Here is an 18,136-nt window from a genome sequence, read left to right on the forward strand (position 1 = left end):
GCGGGGCGCCCGCCGAGCATCCCACCGTCAGGGTCGAAGAGCCACTACCCGACAGTTCTACCCGAGACGAGTCGAAACGGACAAAGGGCCGCGCAACTTCCCCCAATATCAGCGCGAGCTGCCGAACCGGACACAGGTGGTGGGGATTTCCACACCAGCCTCGGCAGCCAGCTCCCCGCGCGGTCGGCGGCCGAGGTCTGATGAGCTCACCGTGACAACTGCGGCGCTCGTTGTACGTGCGTCAGGAGAGGAACACGTCGTCCGCGTCTGCGCTGATCACTTCGATCGGGTAGATGCGCGGGTGCTTCGTCATCACCCAGACGCGTGCGTCCTGCGGGTACTCGGCAAGAATCTCGATGAGATCTGCGACGGTCCAATGCTGGTAGTCGTCAGACCCGAGGATGCGGCGGTTGACGCTCCGGCGGAGCTTGTAGCCTTCGGGAACAGCAGACATGGAAATGTCCAATCAGTACAACGCCTCAGCGTTGGCACCGGAATCTGTTCATACGTCCAACCTAAGCGGTTTCACTTGACGGGCGTGCGTTGACTCAGCCTTTGGCGCGAATCGCGTCATCGAAGGCCCAAACCAGATCGCGGACCGCTGCCGGCAGGCCGTAGATCGCGTCCGTGTCGCGGAAGTGATAACGCGAGCCATCGCGTACCAGTCGATCCCGCGGACGTAGTTCAAGAAATCGGTCACAGTTGCGGGTTGACCCGCGCTTGCGAATTTTTAGTTTGTCTAAGACCGCATTCAAACATTGACTAAAGATTTCAAAAGTTTTAGAATCCATCTAAGACATTATCTAAAGGAGAATCATGGACGGCACGCTAAGTATTCACGGAGACCTCGCTGTCCTGAGCGGCCTCGCGGAAAAGATCAATGCATGGGTCGCCGATGCGGTCGCCACTGAGGTCGAGCCCGACGCGTGGGGCGGTTGGACCATCGACACCATGATCGTTCTACTCGAACGCCTCCACCCGTGGCAACTGCTGCTCACCAGTTTTATGGCGCGAGGGAATGGTCAGCGAAGTGATAACGAAGTGCGCGAGAAGTTCGCCATCGGAGACAGTGGGCTTCGTGGCCAGACGGGGCCGATCTCAAAGCACATATTGAAGATGAAGGCAGCCGGGATCATCCCGGGTGACGCCTCATACCTAGTGAGGGTCGACCGCACGACTCAGCCCGCCATGTTTGTCACGCCAGCTGATCTGGTACCCATCGTGCAAGTCGCCCTGTCGAGGCCCGCTATCGAGAGGGCGCTGGACGAAGCTCGCAAGTCTCAGGGGTTGGATGAACGGTAAGCGGGCGCGAGCAAGGGGGGCACCTTCGGTCAGTTCGACTCTCCTCGAGTCGGTGGGCTGGCAGCATGTGATAGTCCCCGTTCCCCGGGCCAGTCTGGGAGCAAATGAAGCGCGACGAACCGTTTGAACGCGTCGGGCGCCTCGCCCGCCGAGCCCGAAGAACGATCCATTTCGGACACCGCCACGGCGTAGAGCCGCCTCCAAGCGCTGATGCATCCGTCGCTGCGGGCACCGCGCAGCAGACTGGCCGCCACCTTTTTAAGGGTCTGGCTGCGGGTTCCGGGTGCCGCTAGCGTTGAACGATCGAGAGGACGTGTATGTCTGAAGTCGAAACTCCTTCACCAGCGCCCGGATGGTACGCCGATCCTGCGAGCGGCACGCAGTTGCGATGGTGGGCCGGTGCAGAGTGGACGTCGCACACGCAGCCCTTTGCGCCGCCAGTGGCGCTGAAGCCGGTGGGTGCGCCCACGCCTGAGGATCTCGAGGCGGAGGCCTACACCCCGTTCGCAGGACGGCAGCACGATCAAGCCCAGCCGGCTGCCGAGCAGGCGCCACCACGCAACCGGCAGGCCTACACCGGCAGGAACTTCGGGATTCTGGCCGTCATCGTCGTGATCGTGACTCTGATAGCCGTGGACCTCGCGGCACACATCCCCGGTTCCGACTGGGCGGTATACGCGCTCTATATCGGCGTGGTCCTCGCACCCGGGCTTGCGATCTCCGGGATCGTGTTCTCCTCGATCGGCCTAGCGAAGATCCGCACCCGTGGCGCCGCCGGTGTTGCCGCTGCTGGGCTCACCCTCGGCATCATCTTCACCTTCGCGCCATTCTGGATCGGCATCGGGCTAGGCATCATCCTGGGATTGTCACCGCACGCTGGCTGAGCCAACGAACTCCAGCTATCACCAGTATGTGTTCGCGTGTAGTTTGCGCTCCGCCGCCTATTTGATGAGCGAGGTTGAGGTCGGGTCGACGACTACGTTCAGGCCCATACGGATCGTGCCTGCAGGAGTCGCGCTGTTGGATGAGATCAATCGGGCGCTACCCGAGCCCGCCGCCGCAACGCCGAGCGGAAGCCGTTCAGCACATCCTTGCGCCCATGGCTTTGAAGTGTCAGAAGGCAGTATCAGCAGGCAAGCCTGGCCGTCCTTCGAAACCGAAAGGTAGTAGGAGGCTGCCGAAGTCTGTCCGGCCAATCGCGACGACCCTGCAACGATCAGGTTTGAGTCGAATCCTGGGAGGCCCGTGGGGATGGTGTCTGCGTGCCGCTGGGGTTGAGCGAGAGTGGGAATCGCTGCGGCAGCGCCAGACAGCGTGCTCTTCGGTTTCTGGGCGAGGGCCACCGCACCTAGGGTCGCTGCCGATCCAATGGCCGCGCCTACGAGAAGGCAGACGAGTGGGATGACGACGCCGCCGATGGAGGCGGCCTTTCCGGTGCGAGTTATCGGTTGGTCACTCGTGGCCGCCTCCGCTGGCGGATCAAGGTCCACGCTCATCTCGCCCCCAACAATGCAGCCTTCATGACTGCAAGTATTCTCGCGCTTGTTCGAGAAGCGCGATCATATCGATTGGCTGGGTCGGCGGTAATTCGAGAGCGGCTGGGTCGATCGTGGACATCTGTGTGCCTTTCGGTTGTGGACTCGGTGAAGCTGGAGTGTCAGTTGCCGGCCAGTTGAAGACGGGCGAGCGCCGCAAGGACAGTTTCGCGATAGGCCTCATTCGCGTTGCCGACCCGGTTGAACAGGTCTTCGTCCTTCTTCGGTACGGAAGCCTGCCGTTTCCATTCGGCCTCGTAGAGGGCGTTTCGGTAGCCGGATGTGGCCTGGCAGCCGACATCCTTCAGTGCGAGGTCGCGCTCGGCCTGGCTCACGGTCGAGCCCTCGACGTTCGTCGCAAAGCGATCCGCCACGGAGAGCGACGGCATATCGGCAGGCGAGGCAGGCAGCGGTTGATGGAGAAAGGTGCCGCCCATGCATACCTGCCACTGACGGGCCGCAGCCACGACTGGCCCATCGCTTTGTGCCGCGTCGTAGGCGGCGTTGCTGAGCGCGACGGCGTACTGACTCGCCTGATCCCGCTGCCACGAGGGCAGCGGGATCACCTTTTCCACCTTCTTCAGGCACGCGACGAAGGCCTCGTACTCCGCGTCACTGATCGGACGCGCGTTCAATTCTTGGGTGGCGAGCAGTCCCGGGTCGTGAGTCGGGGCCGGATGGTAGCCCCGATCTTGTACCACAGCTGCTGTCAACGGCCGCTGGACTGTCACGTCTCCAAGATGGTTACTGGCGGCTTCAATGTCCCGTTTCGGGACTTCCCACGTGTAGCCGGCGGCGGCCATGCACGGAATCGTCTGCAGACTCTCAACATAGGTCGCCGTGACTTCGCTGACCAAGATGTACCGATCGAGCGGCATCACCCAGGCATCCACATCCTTCTGCGGAAGGTCCGGCGTCGGCCCGGTCGCCCACGCCGGCAGCCCAGCCAGCGCCACACCGGCGACAGCCAGCACGACAACGCATCCCGTCACGATCTTGGCGATGCGTTGCCGACGCCCCGTTCGAGTTGTCGTCACAGTCCTCTCCTTGCTGACTGCTTCTGGCCGGCGACCAGACCGTACTCGTACGCGTAGATGACGATATGCACCCGGCTTCGGAGGTTGAGCTTGCTGAGCACGGATCGCACGTGCGTCTTCACCGTCGCCTCACTGAGCTGGGCCCGTGCAGCGATCTGCGAATTCGTGCACCCGTCAGCGACCGCGAGCATGACCTCGCACTCGCGCGGACTCAGCCGTTCGTGTAGCGACCCCGGTCGGCCCGGATGCGCCGCGCTGAATTCGCGAACCAGTCCCAACGCTGCGACCTCGGTCGCTGTGGGCTGCCCTCTATGCGTGCCGCGGATCGTGGCAAGCACATCCGCTGGCGTCGCATCCTTGGTGAGGAACGCGGAGGCGCCAGCCCGCAGCGCACTGTAGACAGCTTCGTCTCTCTGGATGGTTGTCAGCACGATCACCCGGGGCGAGTCCTCGGGCTTGCGGCCGTTGAGGATGAGCTTCGTCGCTTCGATGCCGTTGAGGACGGGCATCCGCAGATCCATCAGCACGATGTCCGGCCGGACCCGCTCGAACAGCGTGACGCTTTCTCGGCCGTCGGATGCAGTCCCGACGCATTCGAGGTCCGGCTGCGCCTCGATGAGCATCCGCATGCCCGAGGCGAACAGGGGCTGATCGTCGACGATGGCGACGCGGATGGGGTCGGCCATCACTGCTCGGACCCTGCGGTCGCAGCCGACGCGAGTGCCTGGGCGGGAATCGAAGCGGTCACCACGAATTCGTCGTCGGCCGATCGCTCGGTCGTCAGCCATCCCCCTGCCAGCCGTGCCCGTTCCTTCATTCCGTGGATGCCCACCCCGGCACCCATTGCGACAGCGGCGGGGTTGCCCAGCGTTCGACTCACAGATGACACGGTCACTTTCACGTCGTGGTCCTCCCAGGTCAGCGTCACTTTCACCGCCACACCGGGACCGCCGTACTTGAGCGCGTTCGTCAGCGATTCCTGCACGATCCGGTACACCGCGAGCTCATGGGATGGGGACAGCCGACCGCTCCCCTCAACCTCGAGGACCGCATCCATCCCGACCGTCCGCATGTGACTGACCAGCCCCGCGAGGTCAGCGATCGTCTCGCGCGGCTCGACCGCCTCGTCATCGTTCTGGATGCGCTCGACCAGCCCCCGCACGTCGAGAAGCGCTTCACGGCTGACGTCGGGGATGGCCTGGACCGATTCCGTGACAGCCGCCGGACGCACGCTCGCGAGCGCCACCGCACCTTGCGCCTGCGACACGATGATCGCGAGCGAATGGGCCAGGGCATCGTGGACGTCGCGGGCGATCCGTGCGCGATCCTGGGCGAGCCGCAACTCCAGGTCGGCCTGCTCGTAGCGGCTCTCCGACTCCCGCAGCTCGACGGAGAGCAGACGGCGACTGAAGAACCCGCGCAACGCTATCCCAACCGCCCACGCGGCCGCGAAGACTCCGAACGCGGCCAGGGCCACGAGGATCGCGAGACTTCCGAGGAATGCTCCGGCATCGTGTTCAAGTGGATGTGGTGAGAGCGGCGCGACGAGGGAGGCTCCCGCACCGCGATCAAGCGGATTCGGTGAGAGCGGCGCGACGAAAGCCAATGCCATCAGGACGGAGGCCGCAGCGCCGGCCGGAAGAGCGAGGTAGCGGGTGACTTTCTGCCCGCGCAGTCCGACGAAGAACGCGACGATCGCGGCGGCAACGTAGGTCGCCCACGTCGTATTGCTCGGCGCTACTGCAAGTCCGGCAGCCTGCAGAGCGGGGACCGCGACGATCAGGCCAAGCGAGAGTGTTGGCATCCACGTCGAAAGCCCGATGGCGAGTGCGAACAGAGCGAAGACTGTCGCATTCGCGCTCAGCCCCGATCGCGACCACTCCCCCACGACCCACAGAACGAAATACACAATGGCCACCGCGGGCGCGAGCCAGGTGCGGCCATGCCGCGCCAAGGTATTCATATCGTCACGCTAGGGGACGGATGGTGCTCGGCAGCGTTGATGCGCGTCGAATTCATCCAAAGTGATGAGACAGAATCCTCCGATTCGTTTCTAATGATCCGCGACTTGAGGCGCAAGTACGCTGTGCATATGTGGGACGAAGACGCGAGCGCAAATGAACCAGAGTCGGCGAAGGGTTGGCCGAAGGATTCAACCGAGGAAATGACGCGGCGATTGCGAGAAGTTCTTGGCCCCGCCTTGATCGCGGTCATCACTTACACGACAGCCGACCAGGTCGCGATGTGGGAAGCCGGGACAGTCGAGCCCCTACCCGAGCAGAGCGATGCTCTGCAGGTTGCATTCGGAATTGTTGAAGAGCTCCTTGAAGTCGACACGGCGAACATCGTTCGCGCTTGGTTTATGGGCATGAACCCACAACTCGATGACGCGACCCCTGCAGAAGGCATCGCCAACGGCCGGGCCAGCGAAGTTGCGGCAGCGGCGGGCGCATTCATTCAGAGTGGTTAGCCATGACAGCGACTCGTACGGATAACCCGTTGCGGCACTGACCACGGTCGACCACCGGCGTTGCCCGTAATAAGTCAGATGAACGCGAGGACATGAGTGTTCCAGGCACGGAGGCATCCCCGAACTCAGCCTGTATTTCGAACCTTGGAGATTCGGTGCTCCGAGTTGAGAATCTGACTCTCCAGAAGAGACGGGCCGCGGAGTTCCCGTTGGTCGTGCGCCGGGACGACCATCCCGCCTTGACGTGATGGGTTCCTCGTTCAACGGGCAGATTGACAGTGTTCGCGCGGAGATCGTGGCAGGAAAACAACTGCCGACTTCGACGACTTCATGCGGCCGGTGTCGGCGGATGGCAGCATGTTCGCAATGGGGGATCCAGGTGACTCGGCAGACGAGCTGTTCATGCCTGACGACGACCTCGCGCAGATCGAGAAGGAACTCTTCGCAGCGATTCGCGCTGCTCACACACAACGCGTCAAGGAAGGACCGGTAGTGGAACCGTACGAGTGGGGCGAGGCGTCTGTGACTAATCCAGACTGGAGCGGGACAGCTCAGCTGGATCAACGGATGACGGCGGCTGGCATCGAAGAAGTGGTCGGGCTCGACCCCGAGCGCTGGATGGTCGTAGGCATCGACATCGGCGGTGGCGAGCATTCACACGAGATCCACGTTCTCGCCGTCGACCATGCCATCTTCCCGAACGGCCAAGATGTCTTCCCGCGCATCGCTGAAGCGAACGGAGGAGCGATCCCCGTTACCGACTTCCTGGTTCATGACGCTGATCCATATGCCGTTCTGAAGGCCGTCACCCACGTGTTCGAGCTACGGATGAGAACGCGCGGGACCCGCGACATCCCCATCCAGGTGACTGCGCTCGGTGACGCACCCGAGGGCTGGACGAACTAGAACCGCACAGCGGGAGTCGAGGAAGCGGCTATTCCGCTCCCGCGACCGGAACCCCGTACAGGTCCTCGGTCTTGTCCAGGGGACGCATCGTGGGATGCCAGCGGAACGAGTAGCCGGCGTTTTGCAAGCACATCAGCCCCTCCATCGCGACGACCCCGATGTCAAGATCGAGGGTGCGGTCCTCGGCGTTCTCGCCCCGCGCCGGGTACGCTTGGCAGCCGCTGGCGGTGAGGAGCGCTTGCAACTTCTCGGCCTGCTCACGATCAGTCGCCCACACCCAGGTATCCCGAGGGCTCTTCGACAGCTCGAGTTCCATCGTGGGATCACCCCACGTCGCGGGCACGGTGTCGGAGATGTGGTCCGGGCTCGGCAGCGCGAGGATCGAAACACCATCGCGTTCGTCTAGTGAGAACGGATCGACCCAGCCGAGCACCATCGATACAGCCCTGAGCCGTTCGGCGAGTGGCAGGTCGGCCGTGGTCGGACCACCACGACGGGACGCGGTCGCTTCGAGCTCCTCTGTGTCCGCCTCGGCGAGAGTTGCCCCGCCGTGGCCGATGAGGGTGAAACTCTCCGCGTACCAAGGGAGACCGTCCTCGTCGAGCTTCCATCGAATGCGGATCTCGGCGACCTCGGGCAGCAAGTCCATGAGGTCCGAGTAGGTCTTCCCGTCGTCGGCCATGAGCACATCCTTCCGCATGTCGCCATGGTCGACCGGCATCCGCGCCGTCGCGGGTACTCTGGCCGGTATGTGTGGGAGATTCGCCATGGACGATTCGGTCAACGAGGGCATCACCGAGTTCGTCGTGACCACGGGCGGGAAGCCGGAGGACTGGCGGCCCAGCTGGCAGCCGTCCTGGAACATCGCGCCGACCCAGAACGTGCCACTGTTCCTCGAGTCCGAGCGCGACGGTGAACGCAAGCTGCAGTTCGAGACGGCGTTCTGGTCGATCGTGCCGCCCGGGGCATCCGAGATGAAACCGAAGTTCACCCTCAACGCTCGAGCCGACAAGCTGCTCACGAACGGGCTGTGGAAGGCGGCAGTCAAGTCGAGAAGAGGCATCATCCTCGCCAACGGCTACTACGAGTGGCAGGGGGCCACAAGATCCCACACTTCATCCGCTACCCGGACGACCAGCTGATGGGCTTCGCCGGGCTGTATTCCTGGTGGCGTGAACGCGAGCATCGCGGCAAGGATGATCGCGAAGGCTGGCACCTGACGTCGACGATCGTCACCTCGGACGCTGTGCAGACCCTGGCGGACATCCACGACCGGAACCCGGTCATCCTGCCGCAGGACATGTGGCTGCACTGGATCGACCCGACTGTCGTCGGTGACCAGGCCCTTGTGGATGACGCGGTCGCCACCGGCGTCGCCGAGGCATCCACGCTCGAGGCGTACGAGGTCGCCAAGCTCCCGTTCGGCGCCGACGGGCCCGAGCTCACGGAACCCGTCGGTTAGCAGTCGGTTGATCTATGGATTGCCGGTGTCGCCCAGGGGAGCGACGGTGGTCCGACCTAGCCTTGGAGTATGCTCATCCGAGGGTTGATCCAGTCCACCGTGATCGAGGAGATCACCGCAGAAGCTGACGACCTCTTGAGCGCTCGTGCGCAGATCGCGGAGCTCGCCCCGGCGGGTTACGAGCTGCTACAGGTCCACGACGAGATGCCGACTGGCGGCCGCGTCATCGCGACGGGGCACATCCGGCTGGCAGCAACGCGTGAGATCGAGGCGACCGGGCCCGACTACAAGAGCTCACACGACGCGCTGCTCGCTGAGGTTCCAGAGGGGCATCGGTTGCTGGAAGTGACCACGGTCGAGTAGACGAGGCGCACTGTTCGGTGGCAGCGTCTCAGCGCGACTGGATGTGGTGGAAGCTCAGGGCGTACTTGAACGCCGGGTTGTCCAGCTCGATCGGCACACCCGCGTCAACGATCACCGGCTCGTTGGAGAGCCCGGCGTCGATTGCTCGCATCCAGTACGCCCATGAGGTGCCCGTCTGCACGCCAGAGCGTCCGTACTTCGATGGGCACTGCACGCCAAGCGGTTGGCTGCCGTCGTCCAGCGTGACTTCTTCCCGAAGCCAGGTAGCGATCCGTGTCGTGAGCTTCCGGTCGTTGGAGGTCAGCTCTGACAGCGTCAGCGTGCCTGTGATTCCCCACTTGAGCAGCGCCTCTTCGAGCGCAGCAGAGACTGTCGACAGAGTGTCGGTGCTGTCAACATCGACCCACCACCCCTCGGGAAAGGTCATCTCGTACATGCGCCGGCCATCACGCCAGATGGTCGGAAGCCAGCCAGGCTGCATGTTGCCCGCCTTCAGCCAGTCGGCCTCGACCATCTCGCGTGCAACTTTGGCGGAGACGCCGAACAGATCAGCCGTCTTCCGGATCGCTCTGTCGTGCGATGCCGCCTCCTCGTGAGCCCAGGCCAGCGCTTCGATGTACGTGGTCTGCTCGCTATCTGAGGTGTAGACAGTCCGCCCAGGGGTGTCCCATCGGTTCCAGGCCCGTCGCTTGGAGTCATCGCGGACGGACGGATTCAGGGGCCCATAAGACGATCTGGCGATGCGGAAGACGGCCGAGCTGGGACTATCGACCACGCGGAGACCGCTGGTCGCATCAAGCCGAGTCGTCACCCGAGGAAGCCGTCTTCGACCATCGCCGCGGCCGCCGCGGCGGCCTCCTTGAATCGGTTTTCGCGGATCGCATCCACGGGGGTGTCGTAGTCCAACAGCGGGTTCGACCCGATGAACCACATGCGGGCGACGTGTTCGCCTTCAGACGCCGTGATGGCGAGCCACTGGGTGTGCGCGAACTGGAGGCGCCGCACCGCGTCATTCTTCGGCTCGGGTCCATCGGCGCGGGCCCACTTGTAGCTGATCTTCGGGTCCTTGCTGCCCGCCAGGGACGCCACAAGCGTCGCGCCCAGCGCAGAGTTCAAGCGACGCGTGATCTCCCGGATACCGATCTTCGCGGACGCCGCATGAGCATTGCGAGTCGTCGTAACCATGTTCATCGAAACCACCTCCGCACTCACTCTATCGCTCAGCTGCTTGGATTCCAATGAAATTCCACGAAATACCCACCCCGAAAGGCCACCAGAATTCTACTAACAGGCGACCGAGCCGCCGGCCGAGTCGCCGGAGGCATTCGGCCACCGTGTCTACAACGTCATGGAATGGCCACTGACCAGCTGCGTGCGATCGCCGAGAATCAGTCACCGGATACCGTTGCCACACGGGCCAGGAAGTATGAGCTCATCCAAGGGCCTTCAGCGGGTGCCAGCGACGCCCCGACGTCCTAAAGCGGTCAGGTCATGACCGTGTGGTCCCCTAGCCTCTGGCGAACAGGTTCGCGACGAACTGCTCGGGGCGTGCATGCGCGCCACTCATGTCGAAGATGACGTCATCCCGTCCGCAGTAGTAGGAGGAGCACAGGTGGTTCACCTTCCGCTGCCACACTCGCTTCGCCCCAGGTCGACGGTTGGCCAGTACCCAGAGCGGGAGGAACACGACGAAACCTACGACCGCGGCTGGCAAGAGCAGAAACGCCGACGTGATCACCGAGCCACCCCACTGGATATAGTCCATCGGCTCGTTGAGGTGGGCGCTGTGTTCCCAAACCGCTCCGGCGATGAAAGCTAGCGCGAGGGTGAACAAGACCGTGGGGCCGAATAATTTCAGCGCGGACATGGTCCCCGGCGCCGACGGCGGGAAAGCCGCTGCGCGAGCATCGTGTTGTTCTGGGTTGCCACCCCGAACGGCGCGAGGTGACCGCCGACGTAGCCGACACCGACAGAAGATCCTGTGCTCGTCCCACCGGATATGGCCGCAGATACGGACTGGACCGCGTCGATCTGCTCACACACCGGACATGCTGCTGCGGCCATCATTCTCCTCCGTTCCGCCAGCACCGTGATGGCGTCCGGCACAGCATAGTGGCGACCACAAAGGCGGGTTGGCAACTGGGCCGCGGCATGTGTGTGTGTTGCGTCCGACACTTCGTTCCGGGGCTACTTGTTGTTGAGCGCCTCAGCCTCGGACAGCTACGCCGTCAGCCTTTTCCACCTGATGGCGTTGAAGATCGCGTACAGCTGCTCAATCGTGAAGCCAGACTTGCCGGCCATCAGCCGCTGCACCCTAACGATCTTGATGCCTGTCCGTTCGGCAAGGTCAGACCGTGTGGCCGCGGGTCTGTACGCACCCTTGAGGATGGCGACGAGGTCGTGATCGATGCGGGACACGTGCTGCTGCTCCGCCATGGTGCGAGCCTGGGGCGTCGCACTCCCCCCACGTCGGTAGGCTCCTTCCATGGCCGACTCGCTCATCCTGGTTGTCGTGGGCGCACTCGTCACGTTCGCCGCCGGTCTCATTGGCGCCTGGATTCAGTCGCGCAGAGAGCATTCCAAGTGGTTGCGTGAGAGGCGTTACGAGGCCTTTGTCGCGATAGAGGCGGTGGTCTATCGACTTGACGAGCTCGGCCAGCGAGGCGTCGCACTGAAGACCCGGCTCGGTCAGCTCAACAGTTCGTCGACGCTCACGCCGCCCCAGCGAGAGCAACGTGAGCAACTAACTCGAGAGCTGGCCGCCTATGCCGATGAATACGATCAGGCCAGCCGGCAACGATACGACTCCGCTGCCCCGCTGCTGATATTGGGTCCACCACAGGTAGAGAAGTCGGTCTCGGCAGTTCTTCGACTGCCCCAGGACGCAAGCAACGAGGACCGGTATCGTGCCGACTCCGACATGATCGCGGCAATGCGGAAATCACTAGGGGTCGAGGAGTAGCTCAAAGCCTGAGCCCTTCACCCGGCTGGACGCGCGACGCCGGCTAGACCGAAGTATCGTTTTCTTTGTCGTCTCCGCGCAGCTCCCACGGGAGCTCGTCGGGGTCGAGCTCAGCAGACTCCGTGACGTTCCCACGGAACGGCTCGGGATCCGCGGGATGCCCGAGCAACCCGATCTGACCCACGCTGTGGATGGCGTCCGAGACGTTGGACGGATCCGCGTTGCCGTACACAACGCGTCGAACGCGCTGCATGAAAGTGGTCATAACGCATCGTAGGACCGATCAAACGGTCTGGCTTCACGTTGAGGAAGCCGCTACTCGATACTCGCAGGGTATTCGCCTTCAGCCCCTCGTCACAACGCACGATTACCGTCACTTTCCTTGAGCAGAGTGCGCCTCCGGACTACCTGCTTTTCGCGCATATGGCGCCATCGCACCCCCGATGCGCGAAGCGCCGTGACACGCTGAGGTATGAGGGCCGCCATCTATTGCCGTATGTCGTTCGATCCCGAGGGGACGGCGCTGGGTGTGCAGCGCCAAGAGGAACTGTGCCGAAGTCTTGTGGAGCAACGTGGCATGACGGTTGCTGCTGTCTTCGTGGACAACGACGTAAGCGCGTCATCCAAGTCCACCAAACCGCGACCGCAATACGCTGAGATGCTCGCGCGCGCCGGTAAGGGTGAATTCGCCGCGATCGTGGCGTACTCCAACAGCCGGCTCACCCGCAGGCCACAGGAGTACAACGATCTGATCGACATTGCCGCCCAACACAATGTTCGGATCAGTACCGTCGCGTCTGGCGAGTTCGACCTGAATACCGCTGATGGCCGCGCTGTTGCCCGAACAATCGCCGCGTGGGACGCAGCAGAGTCGGAAAGGCTCTCCGAGCGGATCAAAGCGGCTTTAGCCCAACGTCGGAAGGCTGGGGGTCGCCACGGCGGCCCATCACCGTGGGGTTTTGTCTCGGTCAACAAAACCCTGGTCGCTGATCCTGCCGAAGCGAAGCTGATCCGTTCGGCGGCGCGGCGGCTCCTGCGCGGCGACTCGATCTATGCCATCGCCCGGGAGTGGAATGCGAAAGGATTGCGCACGCGACACGGACACACATGGAAGGGCGGCGAACTCCGGGCGAAACTGAGCAGGCAGTCCCTCATGGGCCTCAACAGCGCCGGAGTGAAGGCATGGGAGCCCATCCTGGGTGCCCGCACGTTCAAAGAGATGCAAGTCGTCATTCAAGCGCGCCCGCACACCAACAAGCACGAAACATCAGCTCTGAGTCTGGGTCTCACGCGCTGCGCATTGTGTGGTTTGCGCATGCGAACGAGTAGGGGCGGCAACGGGTACCGGAGCCTCGCTTGCACTCGAGGCATCCACGCTGTTCCCAGCGACAGGGAAACCGGCGACCCTCAGTTCACCGGAAGCGAAGTCGGGTGTGGGCATTCCCGCATCCACCACGACCGTTTAGAGGCGTATGTCTTCGCCCAAGTCATCGCAGGAATCGAAGCCGGACACATCACCCCACACCCCCCAGCCGCCAACTACCGAGACGTGGGGCGACTGAACTCCCGTCTTGACGATCTAGTCGCCCGAAAACGCCGAAACGACAACGCCTTTCTTGAAGGTGCCCTCAGCGCACAAGACCACGCCCTGTATTCGCGCCAAATCCGAGTCGAGGAGACAGCAGCACGATTCGAACTCGACAGCGCTTTAGGACACGCACAATTCGACGCAATCGTTGCCGACGGACTGGACTGGCAGAACTGGACGGCGGTCCGACGCCGCAACTTCCTCAGCACGGTTATCACCCGCATCGAAATCCGACCCTATCCTCTGGGGCGCAAACGGTCGCCGCCACGACCGAAGAGTATGAGCATGGACGAATGGTTAAAGCGCGATATCGCATTCTGGAACATGATGGCGCCCATGCGGGTACACGTTGTCTATTAAGACCGTCACCGTTTCCGACCAAAGCCAAACCATTGGAATGAACGATGGAACCCCGCATGCTAGCCACGAGTTGCGAGAGCGTAGAACTGAACCTGTCGCACCAGGTGAAGTCTCTTGAGGAGGGTACGAATATTCGGCCATCTGAGAACGCGCGGGACCGGCGACATCCCGATCCAGGTGACTGCGCTCGGTGATTCACACGAGGCCTGGACGAACTAGGCCCAAGCAGTGGGAGTCGCGGTCGGCTATTCCGCACCTGCGACAGGAATCCCAAACTTGTCCGCGTCTCGATTCAGAGGATGCTGGCCAGGGGTGCCAAGTAGCCGGCCTTCACCAGGCACTCCATCCCCTCCCATGCGACAACCCCGATGTCGAGATCGAGGGTCCAGCTCTCGGCGTTGCCGCCTCGCGCGGCCGATACCTCGCAACTGCTAGCCGTGAGGAGTGCTTGCAGCGTCTCCGCCCGATCTCGATCAGTCGCCCACACCCAGGTAGCCCGTGGGCTCGTCGACAGCTCTAGCTCCATAGAGTTGTCCCAAGTGGTCGGAACGACGTCAGAAACGTAGTCTGGGCTCGGCAGCTCGAGCACCGAAACCCCATCCCGTTCGTCCAGCTCGAATGGGTCGACCCAGGCCAGCACCGTCGCCACGAGCGGGAGGCGCGCTACGAGCGGAAGATCGGCAGTGACCGGTCGATCGCTGCCGGACCCCTCGACTTCCTCGGTGTCCACGTCTGCGAGCATCGCGCCGCCATGGCCGATGAGAGTGAAGGATGCCGGGGAAGTAGGGAGTCCATCCTCGTCGAGCGCCCACCAGATAGGGATCTCAGCGACCTCTGGAAGGAGCTCCATGAGATCCGAATAGGTCTTCCCCGATCAGCTATGAGCACATCCTTTGGCATGTCGCCTTGGTCGGATTCAACTGAATTGCCGAGAGTCCTTATTTTCAAATTCGCAGAAGGGCTTGGCCAAAGGCTGGTCGTCGCGCAGCTCTACTCCCCTTTGATTGCGCCCGCGGTGAGTCCCTGGATGAACGAACGCTGTCCGAAGAGGTACACGACGAGCAGTGGCAGCGTCGCGATCGCCATGCCCGCCATCACCGTCGGGATGTCGAGGCTGTAGCGGCTCTGGAACCCTGTCAAGCCGATCATGAGGGTCTTCTTGTCGTTGCTCTGCATCAGAACAAGCGCGAGCAGGAGCTCATTCCACGCCCAAAGAACGTTGACGATCGCAAGTGTCGCCATGGGCGCCTTAGAGAGCGGCAGAACGATTCGTACGAAAGTCGTCCATGACGACGCACCGTCAACTTTCGCCGCCTCGAGCATGGAGCTCGGGACGGTCGAGAAGAAGTTGGTCAGCATGAAGATCGAGAACGGCAGCATGAGGCCGATGTAGATCACGATCAGGAGCTGGAATGTCGAGATCCAGCCCAGTTGAGCGCCCATCTGGAAGAGCGGGATCAGCAGCACGACGGGCGGAATGACCATCAGCGAGATGATTACAGCCAGCAGGGTCGACTTGCCGGGGAAGTTCCAGTTTGCGAAGCCCCAGGCCGCGAGTGCTGCGATTGCGATGGTGAGGATGACGGATGCACCGGTCACGATGACGCTGTTGCTGAACCAGGTCGGGAACTGCGCCGACCACACGCGGCCGAAGCCGGCGAGGGTCGGAGAGAGGGGCAAACCGAAGGGCGAGCGAAGGAAGTCCGCCTGCGTCTTGAACGCTCCCGTGAACATCACATAGGTCGGTAGGAGTGCGATGAACGCGACGACGGCGAGGAGCAGGTAGCGCACCGTGGGGCCGGTGCGCCTGCGGAGGAAAGTGTTCATTGGTGCTGATTCCTAGCTGTTCGCCCGCATGGCGCGGCGCTGCATCCGGACGAAGACGACGACGAACACCATCGTTCCCAGGAACAGGATGACGGCGGCGGCAGCCGCGAGTTCCGGCTGCTGGTACTGGAAAGCATTCCGGTAGATGTAGAGCTCGCTGACAACGGTCGAATCGCCCGGTCCGCCCTGGCCGTTCGTGAGGACGTACACGTAGTTGAACACCCAAGAGACCATGGTGATCGCTTCGGTCACGATATAGAAACCGAGGATCGGGCGGATCTCGGGGAGGGTGATCGACCAGTGCGTGCGCCAGAATCCGGCACCGTCGAGCTTTGCGGCCTCATAGGCCTCGGTCGAGATAGTGAGCATGCGCGCGAGGAGCAGAACGACACCGAAGCCGACCTCTTTCCACATAATGACGCCGGCCATCGTCCACAGGGCTACGTGGGGGTCTCCCAGCCAGTCGAGCGCGATGTTGCCGAGGCCAACCGAGCGGAGGACCTCATTGATGGGGCCGTTGCGCTGCAGCAGTTGACCGAAGACGACCGCGACGACGGGCACAGCAAGGATGTACGGCATGAAGACGACGGCACGGAAGAAGCCGAGGCCCTTCTTGGTTTCGAACAGGACCACGGCCACGAGCATCGCCAGGAACGCCATCACGGGGACCGCGAGCAGCAGGAGCGCGTTGTGCAGCAACCCCGTGGTGAACAGCGGGTCGCTGAAGATCAGCGCGAAGTTCTCCAGCCCGACCCAGTCACCCTGGAAGGACATCGACTGACCGAAAAGCGTGACGATCGAATACCCGAAGATCGCGACCAGCACCAGAAGGGCCGGCGCGATCCACAGGAGTGGCTGAAGGGTGGAACGGGAGGGCCGCTTTCCGGCGACCCTCCTCTCCCGTACTCCGGTTACTGCGATTGCCACCGTTATCGAGCCCAGACCGTGAAGTTCTTGACCAGCGTGCGGTCAGTGGTGCGCAGCCGCTTCGCAGTCGCCTCCATGTCTGCCGCGGCGGCCTTCGCGTTCTCCGAACCCTGCAGAACAAGCTGCACGTTCTTGAAGACCGCGTCGGAGTCGAGCTGCGGCGGGATGTAATTCTCGAGGTACGGCGAGCCCTTCACTGCCAGGTCGAACAGTGCCTTCTTCGACGGCGAGGTCACCTGGGAGGTGTCGAAACGGTCGTCGGCCGGCATCGCGCCAGTTGCCGCGTAGAACGCGTTCAGTTCCGGTGTGGTGTGGAGGAAACGAATGAAGTCGGCGCCCACCTGCGGATACTTGCTCCACGACGTGATGCCGAGGGTCTGCGAGGTGGAGCCGAGCTTGCCAGCGTACGGTCCCTTCGACCACGACGGCATCCCCATGACCTCGACCTTCGAGTCACCGCCGGCCTTCTGCACGAAGTTCGGTGCGTCGGTTCCAGCGGTGATGGTCATAGCGGCGGATCCGTCGACGAACCGCTGCTGCGCCTGGTACAGCTCGAGCGAGTTGATGTCGTTGTTCCAGCATCCGTGCTGCTTCGACTCCGCCAGTCGATTCCACCATTCAGCGTGCTTGGCGCTGGTGAACGATTGCTTGCCGACCGACGCAGCGATGACGTCCTTCTGCGAGCTGAGGTCCTGCGACCCGAGGATCGAGTAGAGCCATCCTCCGAACCAGCCGTCTTTGACACCGCCTGCGATCGTGGTGACCCCCTTGGAGGACAGCGCATCACAGACCGACATCAGCTGGTCCCACGTGGTGGGAATGGTCTGCCCGTACTTCGCCAGCACGTCCTTGCGCACGAGAAGGGGGAACGAGGGCTGGACGTACCAGGGGGCGGTCCAGACCTTTCCGTCGTAGGTCTCCTCGGTCGCGTTGAGGTAGTGGGCGAGCTCGCTCTTCGACAGGTAGTCGGAGACCGGGACGATCTGCTTATTCCAGGCCGGCGTGAGGGCGTTCGTGCCGCCCCAGAAGTACTCGAGGTCCGGGCCGGTCTTGGATGCTGCGGCAGTCTGGAACGAGGGAACGAGTCCGTCGGTCGTCTGAAGCACGGCATCGATCGTGATGTTGGGGTGCTTGGCCTCGTAGGCCGATACCGCCGCATCGACGAACTTCTGCGCGCCCGGGGCCTCCTGGTCTCCCCACCACCACATCGTGAGTGTGACCTTGCCGGTGGGGAACTTGGCCGCGGCCGGCGCGCTCCCGGCTGTGCCGCTGCACGCGGTCAGCGCGAGCGTTGTCGCGAGAGCGAGGGCTGTTACCGCTTTTTTCATTGATGTCACCTTTGACTTCACTTTCGCTAGTCCGTTATCGAAGCCTTGCGTGAGCACAATAATACGATG

At 62.8% G+C, this 18,136-nt stretch carries 22 protein-coding genes and 1 pseudogene; 8 read left to right on the forward strand and 15 right to left on the reverse strand.

The window, feature by feature from the left end; translation table 11 throughout:
* Window positions 1–241: 241 nt before the first annotated feature.
* Window positions 242–454 (reverse strand): hypothetical protein, encoded by a 213-nt coding sequence (locus G3T36_RS02445; protein ID WP_163287820.1) that lies wholly within the window; start codon window positions 452–454, stop codon window positions 242–244.
* Between the two features lie 94 nt (window positions 455–548).
* Window positions 549–791 carry a hypothetical protein gene (locus G3T36_RS02450; RefSeq protein WP_163287821.1) on the reverse strand — a complete coding sequence of 81 codons (243 nt, stop codon included), beginning with the start codon at window positions 789–791 and terminating at the stop codon, window positions 549–551.
* Window positions 792–816: 25 nt separating this feature from the next.
* On the opposite strand from G3T36_RS02450, the gene G3T36_RS02455 reads away from it, so the two are divergent.
* Both G3T36_RS02455 and G3T36_RS02460 read left to right on the forward strand, forming a co-directional pair.
* The gene (locus G3T36_RS02455; RefSeq protein WP_163287822.1) at window positions 817–1,302 is read left to right on the forward strand and encodes a hypothetical protein; all 486 of its coding nucleotides are present in this window, start codon (window positions 817–819) and stop codon (window positions 1,300–1,302) included.
* A 317-nt stretch (window positions 1,303–1,619) separates the two neighbouring features.
* A complete protein-coding gene (locus G3T36_RS02460; RefSeq protein WP_163287823.1) occupies window positions 1,620–2,186 on the forward strand; it encodes a DUF2510 domain-containing protein in 567 nt (188 codons plus the stop codon).
* Window positions 2,187–2,959: 773 nt separating this feature from the next.
* Here G3T36_RS02460 and G3T36_RS02465 read toward each other — a convergent pair.
* Genes G3T36_RS02465 through G3T36_RS02475 form a run of 3 tightly spaced genes read right to left on the reverse strand, consistent with a single transcriptional unit; the run spans window position 2,960 to window position 5,837 of the window.
* Entirely contained in the window at window positions 2,960–3,874 is a 915-nt protein-coding gene (locus G3T36_RS02465; RefSeq protein ID WP_163287824.1) for a hypothetical protein, read from the reverse strand.
* Window positions 3,871–4,560: a response regulator gene (locus tag G3T36_RS02470; RefSeq protein WP_163287825.1), complete on the reverse strand. Its 690-nt coding sequence runs from the start codon at window positions 4,558–4,560 to the stop codon at window positions 3,871–3,873. Before G3T36_RS02470 ends, G3T36_RS02465 begins: the two co-directional genes overlap by 4 nt.
* On the reverse strand, window positions 4,560–5,837 hold the full coding sequence (locus G3T36_RS02475; RefSeq protein WP_163287826.1) for a sensor histidine kinase: 1,278 nt from the start codon (window positions 5,835–5,837) through the stop codon (window positions 4,560–4,562). Before G3T36_RS02475 ends, G3T36_RS02470 begins: the two co-directional genes overlap by 1 nt.
* Before the next feature lie 39 nt (window positions 5,838–5,876).
* Between G3T36_RS02475 and G3T36_RS02480 the strand changes: the two genes are divergently transcribed.
* Window positions 5,877–6,344: a hypothetical protein gene (locus G3T36_RS02480; RefSeq protein WP_205244989.1), complete on the forward strand. Its 468-nt coding sequence runs from the start codon at window positions 5,877–5,879 to the stop codon at window positions 6,342–6,344.
* Window positions 6,345–6,710: 366 nt separating this feature from the next.
* Window positions 6,711–7,250 carry a hypothetical protein gene (locus G3T36_RS02485; protein WP_163287828.1) on the forward strand — a complete coding sequence of 180 codons (540 nt, stop codon included), beginning with the start codon at window positions 6,711–6,713 and terminating at the stop codon, window positions 7,248–7,250.
* Window positions 7,251–7,278: 28 nt separating this feature from the next.
* On the opposite strand, the gene G3T36_RS02490 is transcribed toward G3T36_RS02485, so the two are convergent.
* A complete protein-coding gene (locus G3T36_RS02490; protein ID WP_163287829.1) occupies window positions 7,279–7,932 on the reverse strand; it encodes a hypothetical protein in 654 nt (217 codons plus the stop codon).
* Between the two features lie 85 nt (window positions 7,933–8,017).
* Between G3T36_RS02490 and G3T36_RS02495 the strand changes: the two are divergent.
* A pseudogene (locus G3T36_RS02495) lies at window positions 8,018–8,712 on the forward strand (SOS response-associated peptidase).
* A gap of 69 nt (window positions 8,713–8,781) precedes the next feature.
* On the forward strand, window positions 8,782–9,075 hold the full coding sequence (locus G3T36_RS02500; protein WP_163287830.1) for a hypothetical protein: 294 nt from the start codon (window positions 8,782–8,784) through the stop codon (window positions 9,073–9,075).
* A 28-nt stretch (window positions 9,076–9,103) separates the two neighbouring features.
* Here the strand turns inward: G3T36_RS02500 and G3T36_RS02505 are convergent, their stop codons facing one another.
* From G3T36_RS02505 to G3T36_RS02520, 4 genes are all read right to left on the reverse strand, one after another.
* Window positions 9,104–9,589, reverse strand: coding sequence for a hypothetical protein (locus G3T36_RS02505; RefSeq protein ID WP_163287831.1), 486 nt, complete (start codon window positions 9,587–9,589; stop codon window positions 9,104–9,106).
* Window positions 9,590–9,882: 293 nt separating this feature from the next.
* Window positions 9,883–10,266, reverse strand: a complete 384-nt coding sequence (locus G3T36_RS02510; protein WP_163287832.1) for a hypothetical protein — start codon at window positions 10,264–10,266, stop codon at window positions 9,883–9,885.
* A gap of 316 nt (window positions 10,267–10,582) precedes the next feature.
* Entirely contained in the window at window positions 10,583–10,942 is a 360-nt protein-coding gene (locus G3T36_RS02515; RefSeq protein ID WP_163287833.1) for a hypothetical protein, read from the reverse strand.
* Between the two features lie 353 nt (window positions 10,943–11,295).
* Window positions 11,296–11,511 (reverse strand): hypothetical protein, encoded by a 216-nt coding sequence (locus G3T36_RS02520; protein ID WP_163287834.1) that lies wholly within the window; start codon window positions 11,509–11,511, stop codon window positions 11,296–11,298.
* A gap of 49 nt (window positions 11,512–11,560) precedes the next feature.
* Here G3T36_RS02520 and G3T36_RS02525 point away from each other — a divergent pair, with 49 nt between their 5' ends.
* On the forward strand, window positions 11,561–12,037 hold the full coding sequence (locus G3T36_RS02525) for a hypothetical protein (RefSeq protein WP_163287835.1): 477 nt from the start codon (window positions 11,561–11,563) through the stop codon (window positions 12,035–12,037).
* A 43-nt stretch (window positions 12,038–12,080) separates the two neighbouring features.
* On the opposite strand, the gene G3T36_RS02530 is transcribed toward G3T36_RS02525, so the two are convergent.
* Entirely contained in the window at window positions 12,081–12,302 is a 222-nt protein-coding gene (locus G3T36_RS02530) for a hypothetical protein (protein ID WP_163287836.1), read from the reverse strand.
* 207 nt (window positions 12,303–12,509) lie between these two features.
* Between G3T36_RS02530 and G3T36_RS02535 the strand changes: the two genes are divergently transcribed.
* Window positions 12,510–13,985: a recombinase family protein gene (locus G3T36_RS02535; protein WP_275689959.1), complete on the forward strand. Its 1,476-nt coding sequence runs from the start codon at window positions 12,510–12,512 to the stop codon at window positions 13,983–13,985.
* Between the two features lie 292 nt (window positions 13,986–14,277).
* On the opposite strand, the gene G3T36_RS02540 is transcribed toward G3T36_RS02535, so the two are convergent.
* From G3T36_RS02540 to G3T36_RS02555, 4 genes are all read right to left on the reverse strand, one after another.
* Window positions 14,278–14,835, reverse strand: a complete 558-nt coding sequence (locus G3T36_RS02540; RefSeq protein WP_163287838.1) for a hypothetical protein — start codon at window positions 14,833–14,835, stop codon at window positions 14,278–14,280.
* A 140-nt stretch (window positions 14,836–14,975) separates the two neighbouring features.
* Window positions 14,976–15,812 (reverse strand): carbohydrate ABC transporter permease, encoded by an 837-nt coding sequence (locus G3T36_RS02545; protein ID WP_163287839.1) that lies wholly within the window; start codon window positions 15,810–15,812, stop codon window positions 14,976–14,978.
* 12 nt (window positions 15,813–15,824) lie between these two features.
* Window positions 15,825–16,739, reverse strand: coding sequence for an ABC transporter permease subunit (locus tag G3T36_RS02550; RefSeq protein ID WP_163287840.1), 915 nt, complete (start codon window positions 16,737–16,739; stop codon window positions 15,825–15,827).
* Window positions 16,740–16,741: 2 nt separating this feature from the next.
* Window positions 16,742–18,067, reverse strand: a complete 1,326-nt coding sequence (locus G3T36_RS02555; RefSeq protein WP_163287841.1) for an ABC transporter substrate-binding protein — start codon at window positions 18,065–18,067, stop codon at window positions 16,742–16,744.
* Window positions 18,068–18,136 lie beyond the last annotated feature (69 nt).

The sequence above is a fragment of the Leifsonia tongyongensis genome (assembly GCF_010686705.1).
GTDB lineage: Bacteria > Actinomycetota > Actinomycetes > Actinomycetales > Microbacteriaceae > Diaminobutyricibacter > Diaminobutyricibacter tongyongensis.

Coding starts and splice junctions, on each gene's coding strand:
- G3T36_RS02525 (WP_163287835.1), top strand. CDS start 11,561: ATGGCCGACTCGCTCATCCTGGTTGTCGTGGGCGCACTCGTCACGTTC.
- G3T36_RS02490 (WP_163287829.1), bottom strand. CDS start 7,932: ATGGCCGACGACGGGAAGACCTACTCGGACCTCATGGACTTGCTGCCC.
- G3T36_RS02445 (WP_163287820.1), bottom strand. CDS start 454: ATGTCTGCTGTTCCCGAAGGCTACAAGCTCCGCCGGAGCGTCAACCGC.
- G3T36_RS02555 (WP_163287841.1), bottom strand. CDS start 18,067: ATGAAAAAAGCGGTAACAGCCCTCGCTCTCGCGACAACGCTCGCGCTG.
- G3T36_RS02545 (WP_163287839.1), bottom strand. CDS start 15,812: ATGAACACTTTCCTCCGCAGGCGCACCGGCCCCACGGTGCGCTACCTG.
- G3T36_RS02500 (WP_163287830.1), top strand. CDS start 8,782: ATGCTCATCCGAGGGTTGATCCAGTCCACCGTGATCGAGGAGATCACC.
- G3T36_RS02450 (WP_163287821.1), bottom strand. CDS start 791: ATGGATTCTAAAACTTTTGAAATCTTTAGTCAATGTTTGAATGCGGTC.
- G3T36_RS02460 (WP_163287823.1), top strand. CDS start 1,620: ATGTCTGAAGTCGAAACTCCTTCACCAGCGCCCGGATGGTACGCCGAT.
- G3T36_RS02480 (WP_205244989.1), top strand. CDS start 5,877: ATGCGCGTCGAATTCATCCAAAGTGATGAGACAGAATCCTCCGATTCG.
- G3T36_RS02515 (WP_163287833.1), bottom strand. CDS start 10,942: ATGTCCGCGCTGAAATTATTCGGCCCCACGGTCTTGTTCACCCTCGCG.
- G3T36_RS02510 (WP_163287832.1), bottom strand. CDS start 10,266: ATGAACATGGTTACGACGACTCGCAATGCTCATGCGGCGTCCGCGAAG.
- G3T36_RS02455 (WP_163287822.1), top strand. CDS start 817: ATGGACGGCACGCTAAGTATTCACGGAGACCTCGCTGTCCTGAGCGGC.
- G3T36_RS02475 (WP_163287826.1), bottom strand. CDS start 5,837: ATGAATACCTTGGCGCGGCATGGCCGCACCTGGCTCGCGCCCGCGGTG.
- G3T36_RS02530 (WP_163287836.1), bottom strand. CDS start 12,302: ATGACCACTTTCATGCAGCGCGTTCGACGCGTTGTGTACGGCAACGCG.
- G3T36_RS02520 (WP_163287834.1), bottom strand. CDS start 11,511: ATGGCGGAGCAGCAGCACGTGTCCCGCATCGATCACGACCTCGTCGCC.
- G3T36_RS02470 (WP_163287825.1), bottom strand. CDS start 4,560: ATGGCCGACCCCATCCGCGTCGCCATCGTCGACGATCAGCCCCTGTTC.
- G3T36_RS02485 (WP_163287828.1), top strand. CDS start 6,711: ATGGGGGATCCAGGTGACTCGGCAGACGAGCTGTTCATGCCTGACGAC.
- G3T36_RS02505 (WP_163287831.1), bottom strand. CDS start 9,589: ATGGTCGAGGCCGACTGGCTGAAGGCGGGCAACATGCAGCCTGGCTGG.
- G3T36_RS02535 (WP_275689959.1), top strand. CDS start 12,510: ATGAGGGCCGCCATCTATTGCCGTATGTCGTTCGATCCCGAGGGGACG.
- G3T36_RS02540 (WP_163287838.1), bottom strand. CDS start 14,835: ATGGAGCTCCTTCCAGAGGTCGCTGAGATCCCTATCTGGTGGGCGCTC.